Source organism: Paraburkholderia caffeinitolerans, assembly GCF_902859945.1.
GTDB classification, from domain to species: domain Bacteria; phylum Pseudomonadota; class Gammaproteobacteria; order Burkholderiales; family Burkholderiaceae; genus Paraburkholderia; species Paraburkholderia caffeinitolerans.
On sequence record NZ_CADIKL010000009.1, the window covers coordinates 153,643 to 170,405 of the forward strand.

Here is a 16,763-nt window from a genome sequence, read left to right on the forward strand (position 1 = left end):
CCGGTGCGCTGTGAGTCGGGACCGTGAATCAGCGCACTGGATCAGGTCAATGACGTATGACGTGTTTCGCGCATGCACAGCACGCCGAACAGGCTCACGCATGCGGCGATCGACACATAGGCGCCGACCCACGAGAGGCCGCCGCGCGCGGCGAGCACCTGCGCGATATACGGCGCCACCGACGCGCCCAGGATGCCGCCCAGGTTGTACGCGACGCCCGCGCCCGTGTAACGCACGCTGGTGGGGAAGAGTTCGGGTAGAAGCGCGCCCATCGGCGCGAAGGTGGCGCCCATCAGGAACAACTCGATTACGAGGAACAGCAGCACGAGCGGCAGCGAGCCGCTGCCGAGCAGCGGCTGCATCGTGAAGCCCGAAAGGATCGCGGCGATGCAGCCAACGATCAGCACCGGCTTGCGGCCGAAGCGGTCGGACAGCCAGGCCGAGATTGGCGTAGCGATGCCCATGAACACCACCGCAATGCACAGCATGCCCAGGAAGGTCGGGCGCGGGATATGCAGGGCGCTCACGCCGTGCGAGAGCGAGAACACGGTGGCGTTATAGAACAGCGTGTAGCAAACCACCATCGCGAGCGCGCCGAGCAGCGTCGGCCACCAGTGCTTCGAAAGCAGCGCGGCGACCGGCACGCGCACGCGCTCGTCGCGCTCGATGGCGGCCTTGAACGCCGGCGTTTCGGCGATCTTCAGGCGCACATAGAGACCCAGCCCGACGAGCACCGCCGAGACGATGAACGGCACGCGCCAGCCCCAGTCGCGAAACTGCTGGTCGGAGAGCGTGGAGGCGAGGCCGAAGAACAGGCCGTTCGATGCCAGAAAGCCCACCGAGGGCCCGAGTTGCGGGAACATGCCGAACCAGCCGCGCTTGCCCTCTGGCGCGTATTCGGTCGCGAGCAGCGCAGCGCCGCCCCATTCGCCGCCGAGACCGATGCCCTGGCCGAAGCGCAGCACGCACAGCAGGATCGGTGCGAGGCTGCCGATCGAGTCGTAGCCGGGCACGAAGCCGATCAGCGTGGTGGACAGACCCATCACAAGCAGCGAAGCGACGAGCGTCGATTTGCGGCCAATGCGGTCGCCGAAGTGGCCGAAGATGAACGAGCCGATCGGTCGCGCGACGAACGCGATGCCGAATGTTACGAACGCGGAGAGCGCCTGGGCCGTGGCCGAGCCGTGCGGGAAGAACACGGGGCCGATCACGAGCGCGGCGGCCGTTGCGTACACATAGAAATCGTAGAACTCGATTGCGGTGCCGATAAAGCTCGCGAAAATCACGCGCGCGGCGCTTTGCTGCTTCGCCGCGTCGGCCTGATCGGCGCTCGCGGGCGAAATGGGAGAGGTGGACATCGATGGGTCTCCAGTCGTTGTGCTGTCTATGTGTGAAGCGCGCCTTGCGCGTTCTGGCGCGCGAGGCGCAAGGCGCGGCGCAGGCGTCTTTTATTCAGAGCTCGAAGCCTGGCAGGCTGGCGACGTGGCTGAGCGGACTCAAGGCACCAGCGGGCACCAGCGCTTTGCCATTGGCGGATGCGTTGGCGCCATCCTTGCGCAGGCAACGATCTAGCAGTATGCATCGTGCGGCGCCGGGTGTGTGCACGAAGCGGGGGCCGACCGGGCGCGCGGATAAGCGCAAACGGCCACGAGACGTGCCCGTGCGGCGGTCGGAGGGCGCATTGGAGTGGCGCGGGTGGCGCCAGACAATGCGTCTGGCCGGGCAAAGGCCGGGCGGGGGATAGCGAAAAATTATAACGACCGTTCGCAAGGCGCAGCAAGACTCCCGCAAGGCGATTGGCGTCCGCGGGGGTCAGTTGAGGTTCTGGGCCTGCGGCGAGGCGAGCGTGCGTAACTGGAATTTGCCGTCGTCGTTGAAGAGCCAGTCTTCGAATAGTTCGAGCTGGCCGATCGAGTTGAGCAGGTGCGCCGGCGGCGGCGGCAACGGCGCCGAGTGGCGCAGCGTGACGAGCGCGGTGGCTTCGGAATCGTAGTCGCCATTGGTGCGATAGACCGACGACTTCACGATCTGCCCGTCGCGATTGACCGTGAACGAGACGACCACGAGCGAGCGCAGCATCGCCTGCGGCGTACCGTGCAGCACACGGGACGGGTTGCGTTCGACGATGCGCTTTGCGACCGCGGTGCGATATTCGTCGAGCGCCGCGCTGTTGATCGCCTGGGGCGGGATGACCAGTGCCGGGCGAGTCGCGGGTGTGATCGTGCAGGCGCTCGCGAACGCGAGCAGCAAGGATGAGCCAAAGTATTGCAGCAGGCGCGCGAGAGCGGGTCTGCGGCTGGCGGCGCTCACGGCTGAAAGGCCGTTGCGCGGGCGGACGCGGATGAGCATGGCGAGCAGGCTCGGATGCGAAACCAGATTCGAGCTTAGTCGAAACGAGCGGGGTTTCAATCCGCAGTCACCCGCGTGGCGTATCCGGTGGTGCGTTCAAGGCCGCCTTGAGCAAGGCAGCGCGAGGCAGACAGCGGGGAAAACGGGGCGAACGCTTATTCGACGGGGTACTGTGCGCACGGGTCGCCGGAGACAGTGGCGCAGGCGTACGAGTACTGGCCGCTCTTCAGGAAGAGTTCCTTGCCGACCGCAACGTTGGCGCGCAGGTCCGGCGAGCTTTCCCAGGCGATGTAGCTCGAGCAGGTCACGGCAAACAGGACGACGATCGAAAATGCGAATTTTTCAAGCAGTTGGAAACGGTGCGACATGATTAATCCTCTCAATGAGCAGGATTGTACAGCACCACTAGGGTTTTCACCTAGATATCTGCCGTATAGGTGGCATGGTATATGGCAGCGATATACGCATGCGACCCTTAAGTTTAATCAAGTTGCTTCCGGCTGCAGGCGTTGTGCGCCGTCAAGACGTGCTCGTGGCATGAGCCAAGGGTCTTGGATGAGGGATTTCAGGGGGAAGAGGTAAGGCGGGAAGGGGCGGGAGAGTCCGCTGGCGGAGGCGGTGAGATTCGAACTCACGGAAGGGTTACCCCTTCGCCGGTTTTCAAGACCGGTGCATTCAACCACTCTGCCACACCTCCGGAGCCGCGCATTGTAACCCGAAACACGGGCGCGCCGGCAGTCCCCCCAGCCATCTCGATATGAGCTTCAGGCGGACTCTTTGAGAAACAGCTCCTGCAGATCGTTGAGAAACCGCTGACCCAGCTCCGTGGGCACGATCTTCTCGTAGTCGCGCAGGATCAGGCCGCGCTTTTCCGCCTCCTGCAGCGCCGGCTCGATCCTCGTGATCGGCAGTCCGGTGCGTTCCATGAAGCGATGCACCGGGAAGCCCTCCACGAGCCGCAGCGCATTGAGCATGAATTCGAACGGCAGATCGCGCGCGCTCACTTCGTGCTCTTCCTGGATCGGCTTGCCCGCGCGCGCTTCTTCGATGAACGTCGCCGGATGCTTGTAGCGTACCTGTCGCACGATGCGGTTCGGGAACGAGAGCTTCGAGTGCGCGCCCGCACCAATGCCCAAATAATCGCCGAAACGCCAGTAGTTGAGGTTGTGGCGGCTCTGCCGGTTCGGCTGCGCATAGGCCGACACTTCGTAGCGGCCATAGCCGGCCTCGGCCGTGCGCGCGTGGATCCACTCTTGCATGTCGGCCGACAGGTCGTCGTCGGGCACTTCGGGCGGGAACTTCGCGAACAGCGTGTTCGGCTCCAGCGTGAGGTGATAGAGCGACAAATGCGGCGGCGCGAACGAGAGCGCCATTTCGATATCGGCCTGGCATTCGGCCAGCGTCTGCTGCGGCAGCGCGAACATCAGGTCGAGATTGAAATTGTCGAACGTGTTTGCCGCAACCTCGACGGCATGACGCGCCTGCGCCGCGTCGTGAATGCGCCCGAGCGCTTTCAGATGTGCTTCGTTGAAGCTCTGGATGCCTACCGAAAGGCGGTTCACGCCGCTCGCGCGAAACTGCGCGAACTTCGCGGCTTCGAAGGTGCCGGGGTTCGCTTCGAGCGTGATTTCGGCGTCGGCGTCGAGCGGCAGCAGCGCGCGCACGTCGGAGAGCAGGCGATCGAGCCCCGCCGCCGAGAGCAGGCTGGGCGTGCCCCCGCCGATGAACACCGTATGCACCTGGCGGCCCCATACGAGCGGCAGCGCCTGTTCGAGGTCGGCGCGCAGCGCGTCGAGATAGTCGTCTTCGGGAAAGCGCTCGCCTTTCCATTCGTGCGAGTTGAAATCGCAGTACGGGCATTTGCGCACGCACCACGGGAAATGCACGTAAAGCGATAGCGGCGGCAGCGAAGTCAGGCGGATGCTGCCAGGCATCGTGAACGACTGGACCACGTCGATGCCGGTGCGATGCTGCTGGCTCACGCTAGCTCCTCCAGCCGCGCGAGCAGTTGCCGCAAGGCGATAGCGCGATGGCTTGATGCGTTTTTCAACGCGGGATCGAGTTCGGCGGCCGTGGCTTCGAGTCCGGGAAGGTAGAAGTACGGGTCGTAGCCGAAGCCGTTCTCGCCGCGCGGCGCGTCGAGCACGACACCGTGCCAGCGGCCTTCCGCGATCAGCGGTTCCGGGTCGTCGGCGTGGCGCACGAGCGCGAGCACGCAGTAGTAGTAGGCGCGGTGATCGGCATGTGCCTTGAGGTTTTCGACGAGCAGCGCGTTGTTCGCAGCGTCGCTCTTCTCGCGGCCTGCAAGCTGCGCGTAGCGCGCCGAATAGACGCCCGGCGCGCCGCGCAATGCAGGCACGCACAGGCCCGAGTCGTCGGCGAGGGCGGGCAGGCCCGTGAGCTTCGCAGCATGGCGCGCCTTGGCGAGCGCGTTCTCGACGAACGTGACGTGCGGCTCGTCGGCTTCGGGCACGTTCAGCGCGCCTTGCGGCACGAGTTCGAGGCCTGCTGCGCCCAGCAGCGCCGCAAACTCGCGCAGCTTGCCCGCGTTGTTCGAGGCGAGCACGACGCGCGAAAGCGTAGCGACGCCCGGCGCGGCCGTATCCGGCGAATTAGCCATGCGCGATCTCCAGCGCGGCCTTCTGCTTTTCGATCAGCGAGGCGATGCCGCCTTGAGCGAGATCCAGCAGCGCATTCAATTCGGCGCGCGAGAACGCTGCGCCCTCGGCGGTGCCTTGCACTTCGACCATGCCGCCGGAGCCGGTCATCACGACGTTCATGTCGGTGTCGCACTGCGAGTCTTCGGCGTAGTCGAGATCGAGTACCGGCACGCCTTCGTAGATGCCCACCGAGATCGCAGCAACGTAGTCGGTGATCGGCGAGCGCTCGATGCGGCCCGTCGCGAGCAGTTTCGTGACTGCGTCGTGCGCCGCCACGAACGCGCCGGTGATGCTGGCCGTGCGCGTGCCGCCATCGGCTTGCAGCACGTCGCAGTCGAGATTGATGGTGCGCGTGCCTAGCAACTCGAGGTCGAACACGGCGCGCATCGCACGGCCGATCAGGCGCTGAATTTCCTGGGTGCGGCCGGTCTGCTTGCCGCGCGCGGCTTCGCGGTCGCTGCGCGTATGCGTGGCGCGCGGCAGCATGCCGTATTCGGCGGTGAGCCAGCCCTGTCCCTTGTCGCGCAGGAACGGCGGCACGCTCTCGGAAACGCTCGCGGTGCACAGCACCTTGGTGTCGCCGAATTCGACCAGGACCGAACCTTCGGCGTGCTTCGTGTAATGGCGGGTGATGCGGACGTCGCGAAGCTGGTCGGCGGTGCGGCCGGAGGGGCGCTGGATGGATTGGGTCATCGTCGGGCGTGCGCGAGGGCACGAAACAGGAAGGGGAAACCGTAATTTTACCGTCTTCGCACGGCGGGCGATGGGTGTGCACCACGGACCGGGCGTGGTGCCTGCCGCGCGCGGCGGTGGCGTTGCCAAAAATGGGATAATAGGGGTTCTCCGCCCCGCGCGTTATTGCCAGCAGACAGCCAGCACGAAACCACGCCGGGCGCCTCGATTCCTCTTGTCGTGACCCGCGCTTTTCACGAGGCGCGGCCATGGCTCTATCGCGAGACGAACCATGATTTACAGCATGACCGGCTATGCCAGCGCCACGCGCGAACTCGTAGCGGCATCGGGCACGGGCGGCGCCAGTGTTTCCGTCGAACTGCGCACCGTGAATTCGCGTTTTCTCGACCTGAATTTCCGCATGCCCGAAGACGTGCGCGTGTGCGAGCCCACGCTGCGCGAAATGTTGATGACCAAGCTCTCGCGCGGCAAGGTCGATATCCGCATCAACATTCAGCGCAGCGAACAGGCTGCCAGCGCGGGCGCGCTCGATCGCGATGCGCTCGAACAGCTCGCGACGCTCGAGCGCGCCGTGCTCGAAGCGTTTCCCGAGTCGGGCCGTCTGCGCACCGGCGAGATCCTGCGCTGGCCGGGCGTGTTGGCGGAAAGCGGCGTGGCGCCCGAAGTGCTGCGCGACGCGGTGCTCGGCTGCGGCAAGCAAGCCATCGCCGACCTGATCGACGTGCGCGCGCGCGAAGGCGCGCAACTCGCCAACATGCTGCTCGCGAACGTCACGGAAATGGAGTCGATCGTGGCGAAGATCACGCCGCTCGTGCCGGACTTGATCGTCAAGCATCAGCAGAAGATCGTCGAGCGCTTGCAGGAAGCGTTTGGCATTGCCGCGCCCGAAAGCGCGAACGGCAACGGCACGATCGGCAATGTTACGCGTGAGGAAATCTCCGAGCGCATCCGCCAGGAAGTGACGATGTACGGCATCCGCATCGACATCGCCGAGGAGCTTTCGCGCCTCACCGCGCATCTGACTGAAACGCGTCATGTGATCGAGAAGGGCGGCCGCGTGGGCAAGCGTCTGGACTTCATGATGCAGGAGCTCAATCGCGAAGCGAATACGCTTGGCTCGAAGGCGGCAGCGAAGGAACTCGCCGATGCCTCGATGACGCTCAAGCTGCTCATCGAGCAGATGCGCGAGCAGGTGCAGAACCTCGAATAAACATGGCGTGTCGCGCGTTTATGGAAACTCAAGACAACGCGGCAAAGGTAGCAACTCAATAGCCATTCAGGAAGCAACGAACATGACCGACCAGTCCAGTAGTCACATCGGCCACAGCAGCCATAGCGGCGGCAAGGCCGAAGCGAAACCGCGCAATCCGTACGCGGGCGTCTATCCGGGCAATCTTTTCATGGTGGTGGCGCCGTCGGGCGCGGGCAAATCCACGCTCGTGAACGCACTGCTCGCCGAAGACAGCGCGATCCGTTTGTCGATCTCGTACACGACGCGCGCACCGCGCTCGAAGGAGCGCGACGGCGAGCACTATCACTTCACGACCGTCGACGATTTTCTCTCGCGTCACGCTGAGGACGAGTTTCTCGAAAGCGCGGAAGTGCATGGCAACTACTACGCCACGTCGCGCGTGTGGATCGAAGATCAGATGAAAATCGGCCATGACGTGCTGCTCGAAATCGATTGGCAAGGCGCGCAACAGGTGAAGAAGCGCTTTCGCAATGCCGTGGAAATTTTCATCCTGCCGCCGTCGCTCGACGCGCTCGCTGAGCGCCTGAAAAAGCGCGGTGAAGACGAGCCCAATGTCATCACGCGACGCCTGCTTGCAGCGGGTAGCGAAATGGCGCACGCGAGCGAAGCGGAGTACGTCGTGATCAACGAGAACTTCGATCGTGCGCTGCAGGAGTTGCGCAACATTGTGAGCGCAACGCGTCTGCGCTTCACGTCGCAATACGCGCGACATACTGAGCTCTTCGTGCAGCTCGGTATCCACCAGCCGCAGCCCGGCGCATCGGGCACATAAGGTAGAATAAGAACCTGCTGAGAATGGGAAGGAACCCGACATGGCCCGCATCACCGTCGAAGACTGTCTGAAACAAATTCCGAATCGCTTCGAACTGGCACTCGCTGCAACGTATCGCGCACGCCAGCTCGCCCAAGGCCACACGCCGAAGATCGAAAGCCGCGACAAGCCTACGGTCGTCGCGCTGCGCGAGATCGCGGCTGGCCAGGTCGGTCTGGAAATGCTGAAAAAGGTGCCCGTCTAACGGCGTGCCGCACGGTTGTACCTGGTACAACGCAGTACACTGTAGTACCCATTCGTCATGTAATTCGCGCCGGGCAATGTGCGCAAACCGTCAACGCCAGACCTGATACGGAGGGGAACATGAGCACCACGCCCTCGCCGGCCACCGAGGTGGACCAGGAAGCCGAGACTGCCAGCCCTGCGCGCAATTACATCGACGCGGTCCTCGAACAGTCGTTTCGTCATCTGTTCGGGCCGACCGCCACACCGGAGCAGCCTCGCAAGCACGGTGTCGTTTCCATCGCCAATCTGACCGCAGCGCTTTCCGGTTACCTCACGCCCGAGGAAATCAAGGAAGTCAAAGCGGCGTTTCACTTCAGCGATGAAGCCCACCTCGGGCAATATCGTCAGAGTGGCGAACCCTATATCACCCATCCCGTCGCCGTCGCGGAAATCTGCGCCGGCTGGAAGCTCGACGCCCAGTCGATCCAGGCAGCGCTGCTGCACGACGTGATGGAAGACCAGGGCGTGACCAAGGCCGAGCTCGCCGAGCGCTTCGGCGCGAAGGTTGCGGAACTGGTCGACGGCCTGTCGAAACTCGACAAGATGGAGTTTCGCAATCGCGAGGAAGCGCAGGCGGAAAACTTCCGCAAGATGCTGCTCGCGATGGCGCGCGACGTGCGCGTGATTCTCGTGAAGCTCGCCGACCGCCTGCACAACATGCGCACGCTCGGCGCAGTGCCGCCCGAGAAGCGCCGCCGCGTGGCGCGCGAGACCATCGACATCTATGCGCCCATCGCGCACCGCCTCGGCCTGAACAACACCTATCGCGAGCTGCAGGATCTGAGCTTCGCGAACTTCAATCCGAATCGCTACGCCACGCTCGAAAAAGCGGTGAAGGCCGCGCGCGGCAATCGCCGCGAGGTGGTGAGCAAGATTCTGGAATCGGTGCAGCGCGCGATCGCCGATGCGAAGCTCGATGCTGAAGTCACCGGCCGCGAGAAAACCATCTTCAGCATCTACAAGAAGATGCGCGACAAGCAACTGTCGTTCTCGCAGGTGCTCGACGTGTATGGTTTTCGCGTGGTGGTCGAGTCGCCGCTCGAGTGCTACACCGGCATTGGCGCGCTGCATGCGCTCTATAAGCCCGTGCCGGGCAAGTTCAAGGACTACATCGCCATTCCGAAGGTGAACGGCTACCAGTCGCTGCACACCACGCTGGTAGGCCCGTTCGGTGCGCCCATCGAGTTCCAGGTGCGTACTCGCAAAATGCACGAGGTTGCCGAAGCAGGGGTGGCGGCGCACTGGCTCTACAAGAACGGCAGCGCCGATCTTAACGATGTCCAGAAGCGCGCGCATCAGTGGCTCAAGTCGCTGCTCGATATTCAGAGCGAGGTCGGCGACTCCAGCGAGTTCCTCGAGCACGTCAAGATCGACTTGTTCCCGGACGCCGTCTACGTGTTCACGCCGAAGTCGAAGATCATGGCGCTGCCGCGCGGCGCCACGGCGCTCGACTTCGCGTATTCGATCCACAGCGACCTGGGCAACCAGTGTGTCGCCGTGAAGATCAACAACGAACTGCTGCCGCTGCGTACCGAATTGAAGAGCGGCGACATCGTCGAAGTGATCACCGCGCCGTATTCGAAGCCGAATCCCGCGTGGCTCGGTTTCGTGCGCACCGGCAAGGCGCGCTCGGCCATCCGTCACTATCTGAAGACGATGCGGCTCACGGAGTCGGTGCAGCTTGGCGAGCGCCTCGTCGATCAGGCGCTCAAGGGCTATGGTTACCAGCTTGCGGATGTCACGCCGGAAGTGTGGGAGAGGCTGGTCCAGTGGACCGGCAACAAAAATCGCCAGGAGATCTTCGCGGATATCGGCCTCGGCCGGCGCGTGGCGGCGGTCATGGCCAAGCGCATCGAAGTGCTGATCAGCGGTCAGGACGCCGACGACGATCATCCGCATCCGCAGCGCGACGCAAACGCGCCGCAAGCACCGCCCGTGGTCATTACCGGCACCGAGGGCATGTCGGTGCAGCTTTCGGCCTGCTGCCGCCCGATCCCGGGCGACGACATCATGGGCTATATCGGCATCGGCCTTGGCATGGCGATTCACACCACCGACTGCCGCGTGGCGCAGCGCATTCACCGGCGCGATCCGGGCCGCTGGATCGACGTGGCGTGGGCGCCGCAGCCAGGGCGTCTCTTCGATGTCGCCGTGAAGGTGCTCGTAAAGAACACGAAGGGCGTATTCGCCCGCGTGGCCGCCGACATTACGTCCGCCGACGCCAACATCGTGCACATCGCCATGGACGACGACCTCGCGCAGGAGTCGAACCTGCTGCGCTTCGTGATCCAGGTGAGCGACCGCGTGCACCTCGCGAACGTCATGCGCCGCGTGCGCACGAATCCGGACGTCATGCGCATCACGCGCGAGCGTCCCAGCGACGAAGGGCACCATCGCCACGAGGGTGGCATGCGCATCGAGCGCGAGCGCGCCGATTATTGACGGCGCTGGCGGCCCCTGAGCGGGTTGCTGCCTGCATCACACCTCGTGCCCGACGCGGCCTGCGCCGCGCTGTTTCAACCGGAAACGAGGCAAGCAATGAACGTAGCTGACTTGACCGGCCTCGCGCTCGATTACTGGGTGGCGCGCAGCCTGCCGGACTTCGTGCGGGAGATCTATTTCACGGACAGCGGCGAAACCGTCGCGGTGCGCGGCAGCGACCGCGGCCGGCCTTGGGACGGGCGCTTCGAGCCATCCACGTCGTGGGAGGCCGCTGGCGTGGTGCTCGATCGCGCCCGGTGCGTTGAGTTGAGCGAATCGAGCGCACCCCAGACCGATGGGCCGGCGCGCTGCGTGGCGCAGTTCGAGGGCAGTGATCGCAAAGGCAAAGTCGAAGCGCACGGCGCCACGACGCGTGAAGCCTTGCTACGCGCGTTCGTGAAGAGCCGTTTTGGTGACACGGTGGAAGAGGTGTTGCGTCGGCCCCAGGCCGTGCTGGGCGTGGGTATGGCGCTAGTGGGGGCGCCGAGTGCCATCGGCGACGTGGAGGACTTGCCGCGCCCGGATGCGCAGATCGGCGATATTGGCACGGCCCCGCGCTGAATCGACGTTCCAAAAGCAAGGCACAAAAACAAAAGGCCTTCCTGAATCAGGAAGGCCTTTCGAGAGGTGGCGCGGCTGGCAGGATTCGAACCCACGACCCCTTGGTTCGTAGCCAAGTACTCTATCCAACTGAGCTACAGCCGCACGCTAAAAACGATACTACTTACTGCAGTGTACTGCTTGAGATTTGCGCCGATAAAGCTTGGACAAAACTCTGAAAAGTTGGCGCGGCTGGCAGGATTCGAACCCACGACCCCTTGGTTCGTAGCCAAGTACTCTATCCAACTGAGCTACAGCCGCACGCAGAAGTGAGATTATAGCAACGTTTTCAAAAAAGGGAAGGCCCTTATCGCGATTTGTTCGTGGGCGTGCTTCGTGTAACCTGAGAGGAGGGGCGCAGGTCCAAAGTGGGGTCCCAGTTGAGCCCACAGTCGAGCTTGAAGCCGCAAGCAACGTTGTAGCGAACCGAACCATCATGAACAAGGCTTTTGTCAAAGAATCGACCGACAACGACGACGACGATCTCGAAGCCGGTCATCCCGAAATTCCTGCCGGGACCAAGAACTACATCACGCCCGCGGGCTACGAGCGCATGCGCAGTGAGCTGCTGCATCTGATCGACGAGGCGCGGCCCGAAGTGGTCAAGCTCGTGTCGTGGGCCGCTTCGAACGGCGACCGCTCGGAGAATGGCGATTACATCTACGGCAAGCGCAGGCTGCGCGAAATCGACCGGCGCATTCGCTTTTTGACCAAGCGGCTCGATCTGGCCGAGGTCGTGGACAGCAGCCGCCAGGAAAGCGTGGATCAGGTGTTCTTCGGCGCGACCGTCGATTACGGCACCGAGGACGGCGAATCACATACGGTCACGATTGTGGGCATCGACGAGGTCGATCTCGACCATGGCCACGTGAGCTGGGTTTCGCCGATTGCGCGCGCGCTCCTGAAGGCACGGATCGGCGACCAGGTGACGCTGTACACGCCCGCCGGGCCAGAGCCGGTCGACGTGCTGGACGTGCGCTATCCCGCGCCGGGATCGTAAAGCTTCGCTCAGAAATGAAAAAAGGCGCCGCAAGGGCGCCTTTTCAGCTGCACAGCAGGCCGGTGAGGCCTGCGGGGTGCTGCTTAGAAGCGGTGACGCATACCAACCGTCACAGCAACCTGGTCTTTCGTCGACGAAGCCGAACCCAGACCGTTCAGGTAAGCGCCGATACCTGCCTGGTTCGACGACACGTGTTGCCAGTCGCCTTGCAGGTAGACGTCCGTGCGCTTCGACAGTGCGTAGTCCGACTGCAGTGCGACCGTGTTGTAGTTCGGGTTCACGCCGCCGCCGAAGTTCGCGCGGGTGTACGTGTACGCGCCAGCCAGGCTCAGAGCCGGGGTCAGAGCGTAACGGACATTGCCTTCGAAGTTCTGGAAGCGTGCGCTGTCGCCGGCGAGTGCGATGCCGCCAGCAACACCCGACTTGGCAGCCGAGATGCCATACGCGTTGCCCAGTTGCGTTTGCGTGTAGACGAAGCCAGCCGTTGCCGGGCCGAACGTGTAGTTCACGCCGCCGCCGAACGTGCTTTGACGGCCTGCTGCGAACGTGTACTCACCCGTCTGTGCGCCCGAGTTGCCAACGCCCAGTTGGAAGTTGTTGATGTCGTTGTTCATGTGCAGGTAGCCGGCTGCAACGTTCAGGCCACCCCAGTTGTACGACGCACCAACGCTGTATGCGCGGTTGTTTGCGAATTCGCTGCTGTTCGAGAACGAGTACGTGCCGCCGAACTTGAAGCCAGCGTAGTTCACGCTCGAGTACTTGATCGTGTTGTTCAGACGAACCGAGTTGTTCAGGTTGTCGTTGTCATACGGGTGCGCTGCGATCGTGCCGCCGTATTGCGTGCCGGTGTTCGACAGCGGAGCAAGGTAGTCGACCACGGAGTCGTACTGGCGACCGAGGGTGACCGCGCCGAACTGGTCGCTTGCCAGACCGACGAACGCTTGACGACCGAACATGCGGCCCGACTGACCAGCCGTGCCGTTCATGATGTTGAAGCCGTTTTCCAACGTGAAGATAGCCTTCAGGCCGCCACCGAGGTCTTCAGCACCGCGCAGGCCCCAACGGCTGCCGTTGACCGTGCCGCTCGTTGCTTGCCAGGCGCTGTGGCCGCCCTGGTTGTTCGTGTAGGTGATGCCGGCGTCGATCAGGCCGTACAGCGTAACGCTGCTTTGCGCGTGCGCAGCCGTTGCAAAAACGCCCGTGAGGGCAGCGACCATGAGAGTCTTTTTCATCTTTGTAAACTCCGAGAACAGAGATGGGTTTCGTTGAACCCTGTTTGGGAAACCGTCCACGCGATGAGCAGCGAGAGGCAATACTCGCGTGGCGCGTTAATCCGTCGAAGTCGGTTTCCGGACAGGCAGAGTGTAGAGAGGGTGTTCGGATAGGAGGCATTCCGATTTGCGCAATAAAGTATTGCGAAATCGGAAATGATAATGGGGGCTCGCGTTAAGCCTTGCTGGTTGGGACTTTCAGCGGGATTCAGGTCTGCGGGGGTGGGGTGTCAACCAAATGGCGTTGTGCGATCGCTACACCAATTGATAGTGAAAAACAACGCAAATGCCAGTCAGTCGCGATTATTGCCACCTGCGTAACAGATGATTGCGTGCCACAGCGTGAATGGGCCCACAGCGCAGCGGCTATACTTTAATAGCTGCTTTTCGAAGCAGCCTTTTTCGTTGACGAAAAAGATCTCCAAACCTTTGTCGGCGCGGCTCATTGCCGCGCTTTTTTTTGCGCCCAGTCTCCCGGGCGCCGTGCTCCATGTGGTCCCGCTGAACCCCTATCTGGCGGGTTCTTCAGGCGGTTCCGACTGCAGGCTCCAGTCTTCCATTACATAGTGCCGGGCGTCCATAGGGGAACACAGCAGGTTGTGCCAATGGTCGCCGTGCCAGGATCCGTACGCATCGACTTCGCCCGTTGCTCCGCTTTCCGGGTCGGGGCCGTCGATCTGTACGAGCCAATGAATCCAACGTCGCAGTACCGTCAGCATGGTCGCCTCCCATTGCACGCTAACGGCACCCATCATGGATTGAATGTATTACTCGAACAACCGGTAAAAACACTTACGTTTGACACGAATTGTTACAATCGGGGTAACTTTCCCCGATTCGACACTGTTCTTCCATTAAGAAGTAAAAAAGATGATGCACACGGCAATTCATTTCATATGCATATAAATCTACGCGCTTTTTGATGCCTGCTGGTTTATCACTGAAATGGGATTGCTGTTATAAAAAATTTGCTTGACGGTCGATTGACGTTCCCCGTATAACGACCATTCTGAATTTCCTTTCAGCTTCAAATCCATTGAGGAATGCAGAGAGGCGAGTCAGTTGGCGTTCGGCGCGTGGATATTGTCCGCGTCATTTTATTTCTAGGGAAACTGAAAGATGGAAACCGGTATTGTCAAATGGTTCAATGATGCGAAGGGCTTTGGCTTCATCACGTCCGACGCCGGCGGCGACGACCTGTTCGCACACTTCTCGGAGATCCGTGCGGACGGCTTCAAGTCGCTGAAAGAGAACCAGCGCGTCTCGTTTGAAGTCAAGGTCGGCCCGAAGGGCAAGCAGGCGGCAAACATTCAGCCCCTGTAAGCGCGGCACGTGAGCGGGGCTGCGCGCCTGCTCACCGCGACAGACAGCCCTGGTGCTTCCAGGGCTTTTTTATTTTCGGCGTGTAAAGAGCGCTTAATAATATGGTGCGTCTTTATGAAACTCATCTGTTTGGCGGGAAAACCCCAATTCAAAAATTTCGCCAACAATGAAGTTAAAACGCGTCCTCATGAAAGTCGCCGCAGCGTGAACACCCTGCGCACTTCGTCCAAACGGTGCATACTTGGGCGATTTTCCTATTCTTGTCTTGCTGCTTCACCATGTCCGACACCCTTTTGAGCGCCGAACTGTCGTCCGGCGATGTTCCGCTGGTTTTCGTGGATCTTGAAACGACAGGCGGTTCGGTGGGCGAACACCGCATCACCGAGGTTGGGGTCGTCGAGGTGAAGGATGGGCAGGCCACGCGATGGAGTTCGCTGGTCGATCCCCAACAGGCGATCCCCCCCTTTATTCAGCAGCTCACCGGCATCACAGACGCCATGGTTCGCGGAGCGCCGACGTTCGCCGAAATCGCGCCCGCGCTGTTCGAGCGGCTCTCGGGGCGGCTTTTCATTGCGCATAACGCCAGTTTCGACCGTGGTTTTCTGCGTGCGGAGTTCGAGCGCGCGGGTTTTGCGTTCAATCCAGATGTGTTGTGCACGGTGCGCCTGTCGCGGGCGCTGTTTCCGGCTGAGAAGCGCCACGGTCTCGATGCACTGGTGGAGCGCCACGCGCTCATGCCGGCCGACCGCCATCGCGCGCTCGCCGACGCCGATCTGCTTTGGCAGTTCTGGCAGCGCTTGCCGAGGCTCGTGCCCGAGGAGATGCTCGCTGCACAGGTGGAGCGGCTGACGCGCCGGCATCGCCTCGCTGGCGACATCACCGACGATCTCATCGATACCGCGCCGGCCGGTCATGGCGTCTACGCATTTTTCGGCGAGAACGACGTGCCGCTTTACGTCGGCCGCAGTGTTCGCGTGCGTCAGCGCGTACGTTCGCATTTGTCGGGCGAGCGGCGCTCGGCGCGCGAGCAGCGCATGGCGCAGCAGATCCGGCGCGTGGAATGGCAGGCGACCGGCGGGGAGCTGGGTGCGCTCTTCGTCGAAGCACGATGGATCGCGCAATTGCGGCCTTCGTTCAACCGCATGCCGCGTGTATCGAGGCAGGATCCGGCGGACGCGCCTTGGCCATTCGACGGCGCCGTGCTGGTCGAGGAGCACGATGCCTCGCCGGGGCAGCCCGTTTTGCACGTCATCGATCGCTGGTGCTATCTCGGTGCGGTGGCGAGTGCGGTGCAGGCGGCAAGTGTTGTGGCAGCCTCGGCTGCTGCCGATGCACCGTTCGAACTTTCGACGTGGCGCATTTTGCAGAGCCGCCTCGAGAAGGGCTTGCGCGTGTTGCCCTTGCAAGACCGGGTCGCCGACGGGCTGACGAACGCGGTCTGAGTGGCTTGAACGCGGACGTCGGATGGCTTAAGCCACGCCACCTACGCCGCCGCCCTCGCAGACATGGCCGAGCGCCCGTGTCATGGCCTCGGCGCGCGTAGAGTCGTAACGCGTCAATTCCTTCCAGTTTGCGACTGCGCGCGCCACGCGCGCAGGGCAATCGTCCGCGGCGCGCGTGGGTTGCACGCGCGCGAGTGCGCCGATGAGCTGTGCTGTAAGGCGATCGAGTTGCGGTCGCGTGACGGTCGCGAGATCCGGTGCCGGACCCGTGGGCGCTTGCGACGATTGCCAGCTTGCGAAGAGTGCTTGCTGCACCTGCGTGCTCGCATCGATCTGATCGCGGAAAAACGCGCGCGCGAACGCCGGATCGATGCCAGCGGCTGCAGCGCGCTTCTGCACGTCGGCGAGCAACGCGTTTTCGCGCGGTGTGTCCGTGATCGGCTTGTGGTTGAGCCATTTCCAGTGTGCGACGGGCTCGGCCAGCGAGAGGCGCTGCGAGACGAGCGCGACGAGGTTGGTGAGCGCCATGTCGTCGCCGTCAGCGCGTGCCGAGGCAACCGGCAACATGATGAGGAACGCGGCGGCGCAGGATGCGAGTGCGCGAAAAGCGGATTTCATTGCGAGAGTGCGGGCCG

17 protein-coding genes and 3 tRNA genes are annotated in these 16,763 nt (G+C 62.7%); 8 read left to right on the forward strand and 12 right to left on the reverse strand.

What is annotated here, in order from left to right:
* Positions 1–41: 41 nt before the first annotated feature.
* From HV773_RS11670 to rph, 7 genes are all read right to left on the reverse strand, one after another.
* Positions 42–1,358, reverse strand: coding sequence for an MFS transporter (locus HV773_RS11670; protein ID WP_129562577.1), 1,317 nt, complete (start codon positions 1,356–1,358; stop codon positions 42–44).
* Positions 1,359–1,812: 454 nt separating this feature from the next.
* Positions 1,813–2,349 (reverse strand): TonB C-terminal domain-containing protein, encoded by a 537-nt coding sequence (locus HV773_RS11675; protein WP_129562576.1) that lies wholly within the window; start codon positions 2,347–2,349, stop codon positions 1,813–1,815.
* A gap of 155 nt (positions 2,350–2,504) precedes the next feature.
* The gene (locus tag HV773_RS11680; RefSeq protein ID WP_129562575.1) at positions 2,505–2,717 is read right to left on the reverse strand and encodes a hypothetical protein; all 213 of its coding nucleotides are present in this window, start codon (positions 2,715–2,717) and stop codon (positions 2,505–2,507) included.
* Between the two features lie 239 nt (positions 2,718–2,956).
* Positions 2,957–3,046: transfer RNA gene (locus tag HV773_RS11685), tRNA-Ser, on the reverse strand.
* A gap of 67 nt (positions 3,047–3,113) precedes the next feature.
* Complete coding sequence (hemW, locus tag HV773_RS11690; protein WP_377729053.1) at positions 3,114–4,283, reverse strand: radical SAM family heme chaperone HemW; 1,170 nt, start codon at positions 4,281–4,283, stop codon at positions 3,114–3,116.
* Between the two features lie 44 nt (positions 4,284–4,327).
* Positions 4,328–4,969, reverse strand: coding sequence for an RdgB/HAM1 family non-canonical purine NTP pyrophosphatase (rdgB, locus tag HV773_RS11695; protein WP_129562573.1), 642 nt, complete (start codon positions 4,967–4,969; stop codon positions 4,328–4,330).
* Positions 4,962–5,702: a ribonuclease PH gene (gene rph, locus HV773_RS11700; RefSeq protein WP_129562572.1), complete on the reverse strand. Its 741-nt coding sequence runs from the start codon at positions 5,700–5,702 to the stop codon at positions 4,962–4,964. Before rph ends, rdgB begins: the two co-directional genes overlap by 8 nt.
* A 271-nt stretch (positions 5,703–5,973) precedes the next feature.
* Between rph and HV773_RS11705 the strand changes: the two genes are divergently transcribed.
* The 5 genes from HV773_RS11705 to HV773_RS11725 all read left to right on the forward strand — a co-directional run bounded on the left by HV773_RS11705 (position 5,974) and on the right by HV773_RS11725 (position 11,053).
* Positions 5,974–6,912 (forward strand): YicC/YloC family endoribonuclease, encoded by a 939-nt coding sequence (locus HV773_RS11705; RefSeq protein ID WP_129562571.1) that lies wholly within the window; start codon positions 5,974–5,976, stop codon positions 6,910–6,912.
* A gap of 82 nt (positions 6,913–6,994) precedes the next feature.
* Positions 6,995–7,726 carry a guanylate kinase gene (gene gmk, locus HV773_RS11710; RefSeq protein ID WP_129562570.1) on the forward strand — a complete coding sequence of 244 codons (732 nt, stop codon included), beginning with the start codon at positions 6,995–6,997 and terminating at the stop codon, positions 7,724–7,726.
* Between the two features lie 40 nt (positions 7,727–7,766).
* A complete protein-coding gene (gene rpoZ, locus HV773_RS11715; RefSeq protein WP_006400783.1) occupies positions 7,767–7,970 on the forward strand; it encodes a DNA-directed RNA polymerase subunit omega in 204 nt (67 codons plus the stop codon).
* Positions 7,971–8,089: 119 nt separating this feature from the next.
* Positions 8,090–10,453 (forward strand): RelA/SpoT family protein, encoded by a 2,364-nt coding sequence (locus tag HV773_RS11720; protein WP_129562569.1) that lies wholly within the window; start codon positions 8,090–8,092, stop codon positions 10,451–10,453.
* 96 nt (positions 10,454–10,549) lie between these two features.
* Positions 10,550–11,053, forward strand: a complete 504-nt coding sequence (locus HV773_RS11725; protein WP_129562568.1) for a phage protein NinX family protein — start codon at positions 10,550–10,552, stop codon at positions 11,051–11,053.
* Between the two features lie 67 nt (positions 11,054–11,120).
* Here HV773_RS11725 and HV773_RS11730 read toward each other — a convergent pair.
* Together HV773_RS11730 and HV773_RS11735 are read right to left on the reverse strand one after the other, a co-directional pair.
* Positions 11,121–11,197 (reverse strand) — tRNA-Arg (locus HV773_RS11730).
* 79 nt (positions 11,198–11,276) lie between these two features.
* Positions 11,277–11,353 (reverse strand) — tRNA-Arg (locus HV773_RS11735).
* A 175-nt stretch (positions 11,354–11,528) separates the two neighbouring features.
* On the opposite strand from HV773_RS11735, the gene greB reads away from it, so the two are divergent.
* On the forward strand, positions 11,529–12,092 hold the full coding sequence (gene greB / locus HV773_RS11740) for a transcription elongation factor GreB (RefSeq protein WP_129562567.1): 564 nt from the start codon (positions 11,529–11,531) through the stop codon (positions 12,090–12,092).
* 83 nt (positions 12,093–12,175) lie between these two features.
* Here the strand turns inward: greB and HV773_RS11745 are convergent, their stop codons facing one another.
* Both HV773_RS11745 and HV773_RS11750 read right to left on the reverse strand, forming a co-directional pair.
* Entirely contained in the window at positions 12,176–13,324 is a 1,149-nt protein-coding gene (locus HV773_RS11745) for a porin (protein WP_129562566.1), read from the reverse strand.
* A 548-nt stretch (positions 13,325–13,872) separates the two neighbouring features.
* Positions 13,873–14,082: a hypothetical protein gene (locus tag HV773_RS11750; protein WP_129562565.1), complete on the reverse strand. Its 210-nt coding sequence runs from the start codon at positions 14,080–14,082 to the stop codon at positions 13,873–13,875.
* Positions 14,083–14,482: 400 nt separating this feature from the next.
* Here HV773_RS11750 and HV773_RS11755 point away from each other — a divergent pair, with 400 nt between their 5' ends.
* Positions 14,483–14,686: a cold-shock protein gene (locus HV773_RS11755; RefSeq protein WP_035522383.1), complete on the forward strand. Its 204-nt coding sequence runs from the start codon at positions 14,483–14,485 to the stop codon at positions 14,684–14,686.
* A gap of 278 nt (positions 14,687–14,964) precedes the next feature.
* Positions 14,965–16,128 carry an exonuclease domain-containing protein gene (locus HV773_RS11760; protein WP_129562564.1) on the forward strand — a complete coding sequence of 388 codons (1,164 nt, stop codon included), beginning with the start codon at positions 14,965–14,967 and terminating at the stop codon, positions 16,126–16,128.
* Between the two features lie 27 nt (positions 16,129–16,155).
* Here the strand turns inward: HV773_RS11760 and HV773_RS11765 are convergent, their stop codons facing one another.
* Positions 16,156–16,746: a chorismate mutase gene (locus HV773_RS11765; protein WP_129562563.1), complete on the reverse strand. Its 591-nt coding sequence runs from the start codon at positions 16,744–16,746 to the stop codon at positions 16,156–16,158.
* Positions 16,747–16,763 lie beyond the last annotated feature (17 nt).

Excerpts from the sequence above, each read along its gene's own strand:
- HV773_RS11670 (WP_129562577.1), bottom strand. The coding sequence starts at position 1,358 with ATGTCCACCTCTCCCATTTCGCCCGCGAGCGCCGATCAGGCCGACGCG.
- HV773_RS11675 (WP_129562576.1), bottom strand. The coding sequence starts at position 2,349 with ATGCTCATCCGCGTCCGCCCGCGCAACGGCCTTTCAGCCGTGAGCGCC.
- HV773_RS11680 (WP_129562575.1), bottom strand. The coding sequence starts at position 2,717 with ATGTCGCACCGTTTCCAACTGCTTGAAAAATTCGCATTTTCGATCGTC.
- hemW (WP_377729053.1), bottom strand. The coding sequence starts at position 4,283 with ATGCCTGGCAGCATCCGCCTGACTTCGCTGCCGCCGCTATCGCTTTAC.
- rdgB (WP_129562573.1), bottom strand. The coding sequence starts at position 4,969 with ATGGCTAATTCGCCGGATACGGCCGCGCCGGGCGTCGCTACGCTTTCG.
- rph (WP_129562572.1), bottom strand. The coding sequence starts at position 5,702 with ATGACCCAATCCATCCAGCGCCCCTCCGGCCGCACCGCCGACCAGCTT.
- HV773_RS11705 (WP_129562571.1), top strand. The coding sequence starts at position 5,974 with ATGATTTACAGCATGACCGGCTATGCCAGCGCCACGCGCGAACTCGTA.
- gmk (WP_129562570.1), top strand. The coding sequence starts at position 6,995 with ATGACCGACCAGTCCAGTAGTCACATCGGCCACAGCAGCCATAGCGGC.
- rpoZ (WP_006400783.1), top strand. The coding sequence starts at position 7,767 with ATGGCCCGCATCACCGTCGAAGACTGTCTGAAACAAATTCCGAATCGC.
- HV773_RS11720 (WP_129562569.1), top strand. The coding sequence starts at position 8,090 with ATGAGCACCACGCCCTCGCCGGCCACCGAGGTGGACCAGGAAGCCGAG.
- HV773_RS11725 (WP_129562568.1), top strand. The coding sequence starts at position 10,550 with ATGAACGTAGCTGACTTGACCGGCCTCGCGCTCGATTACTGGGTGGCG.
- greB (WP_129562567.1), top strand. The coding sequence starts at position 11,529 with ATGAACAAGGCTTTTGTCAAAGAATCGACCGACAACGACGACGACGAT.
- HV773_RS11745 (WP_129562566.1), bottom strand. The coding sequence starts at position 13,324 with ATGAAAAAGACTCTCATGGTCGCTGCCCTCACGGGCGTTTTTGCAACG.
- HV773_RS11750 (WP_129562565.1), bottom strand. The coding sequence starts at position 14,082 with ATGCTGACGGTACTGCGACGTTGGATTCATTGGCTCGTACAGATCGAC.
- HV773_RS11755 (WP_035522383.1), top strand. The coding sequence starts at position 14,483 with ATGGAAACCGGTATTGTCAAATGGTTCAATGATGCGAAGGGCTTTGGC.
- HV773_RS11760 (WP_129562564.1), top strand. The coding sequence starts at position 14,965 with ATGTCCGACACCCTTTTGAGCGCCGAACTGTCGTCCGGCGATGTTCCG.
- HV773_RS11765 (WP_129562563.1), bottom strand. The coding sequence starts at position 16,746 with ATGAAATCCGCTTTTCGCGCACTCGCATCCTGCGCCGCCGCGTTCCTC.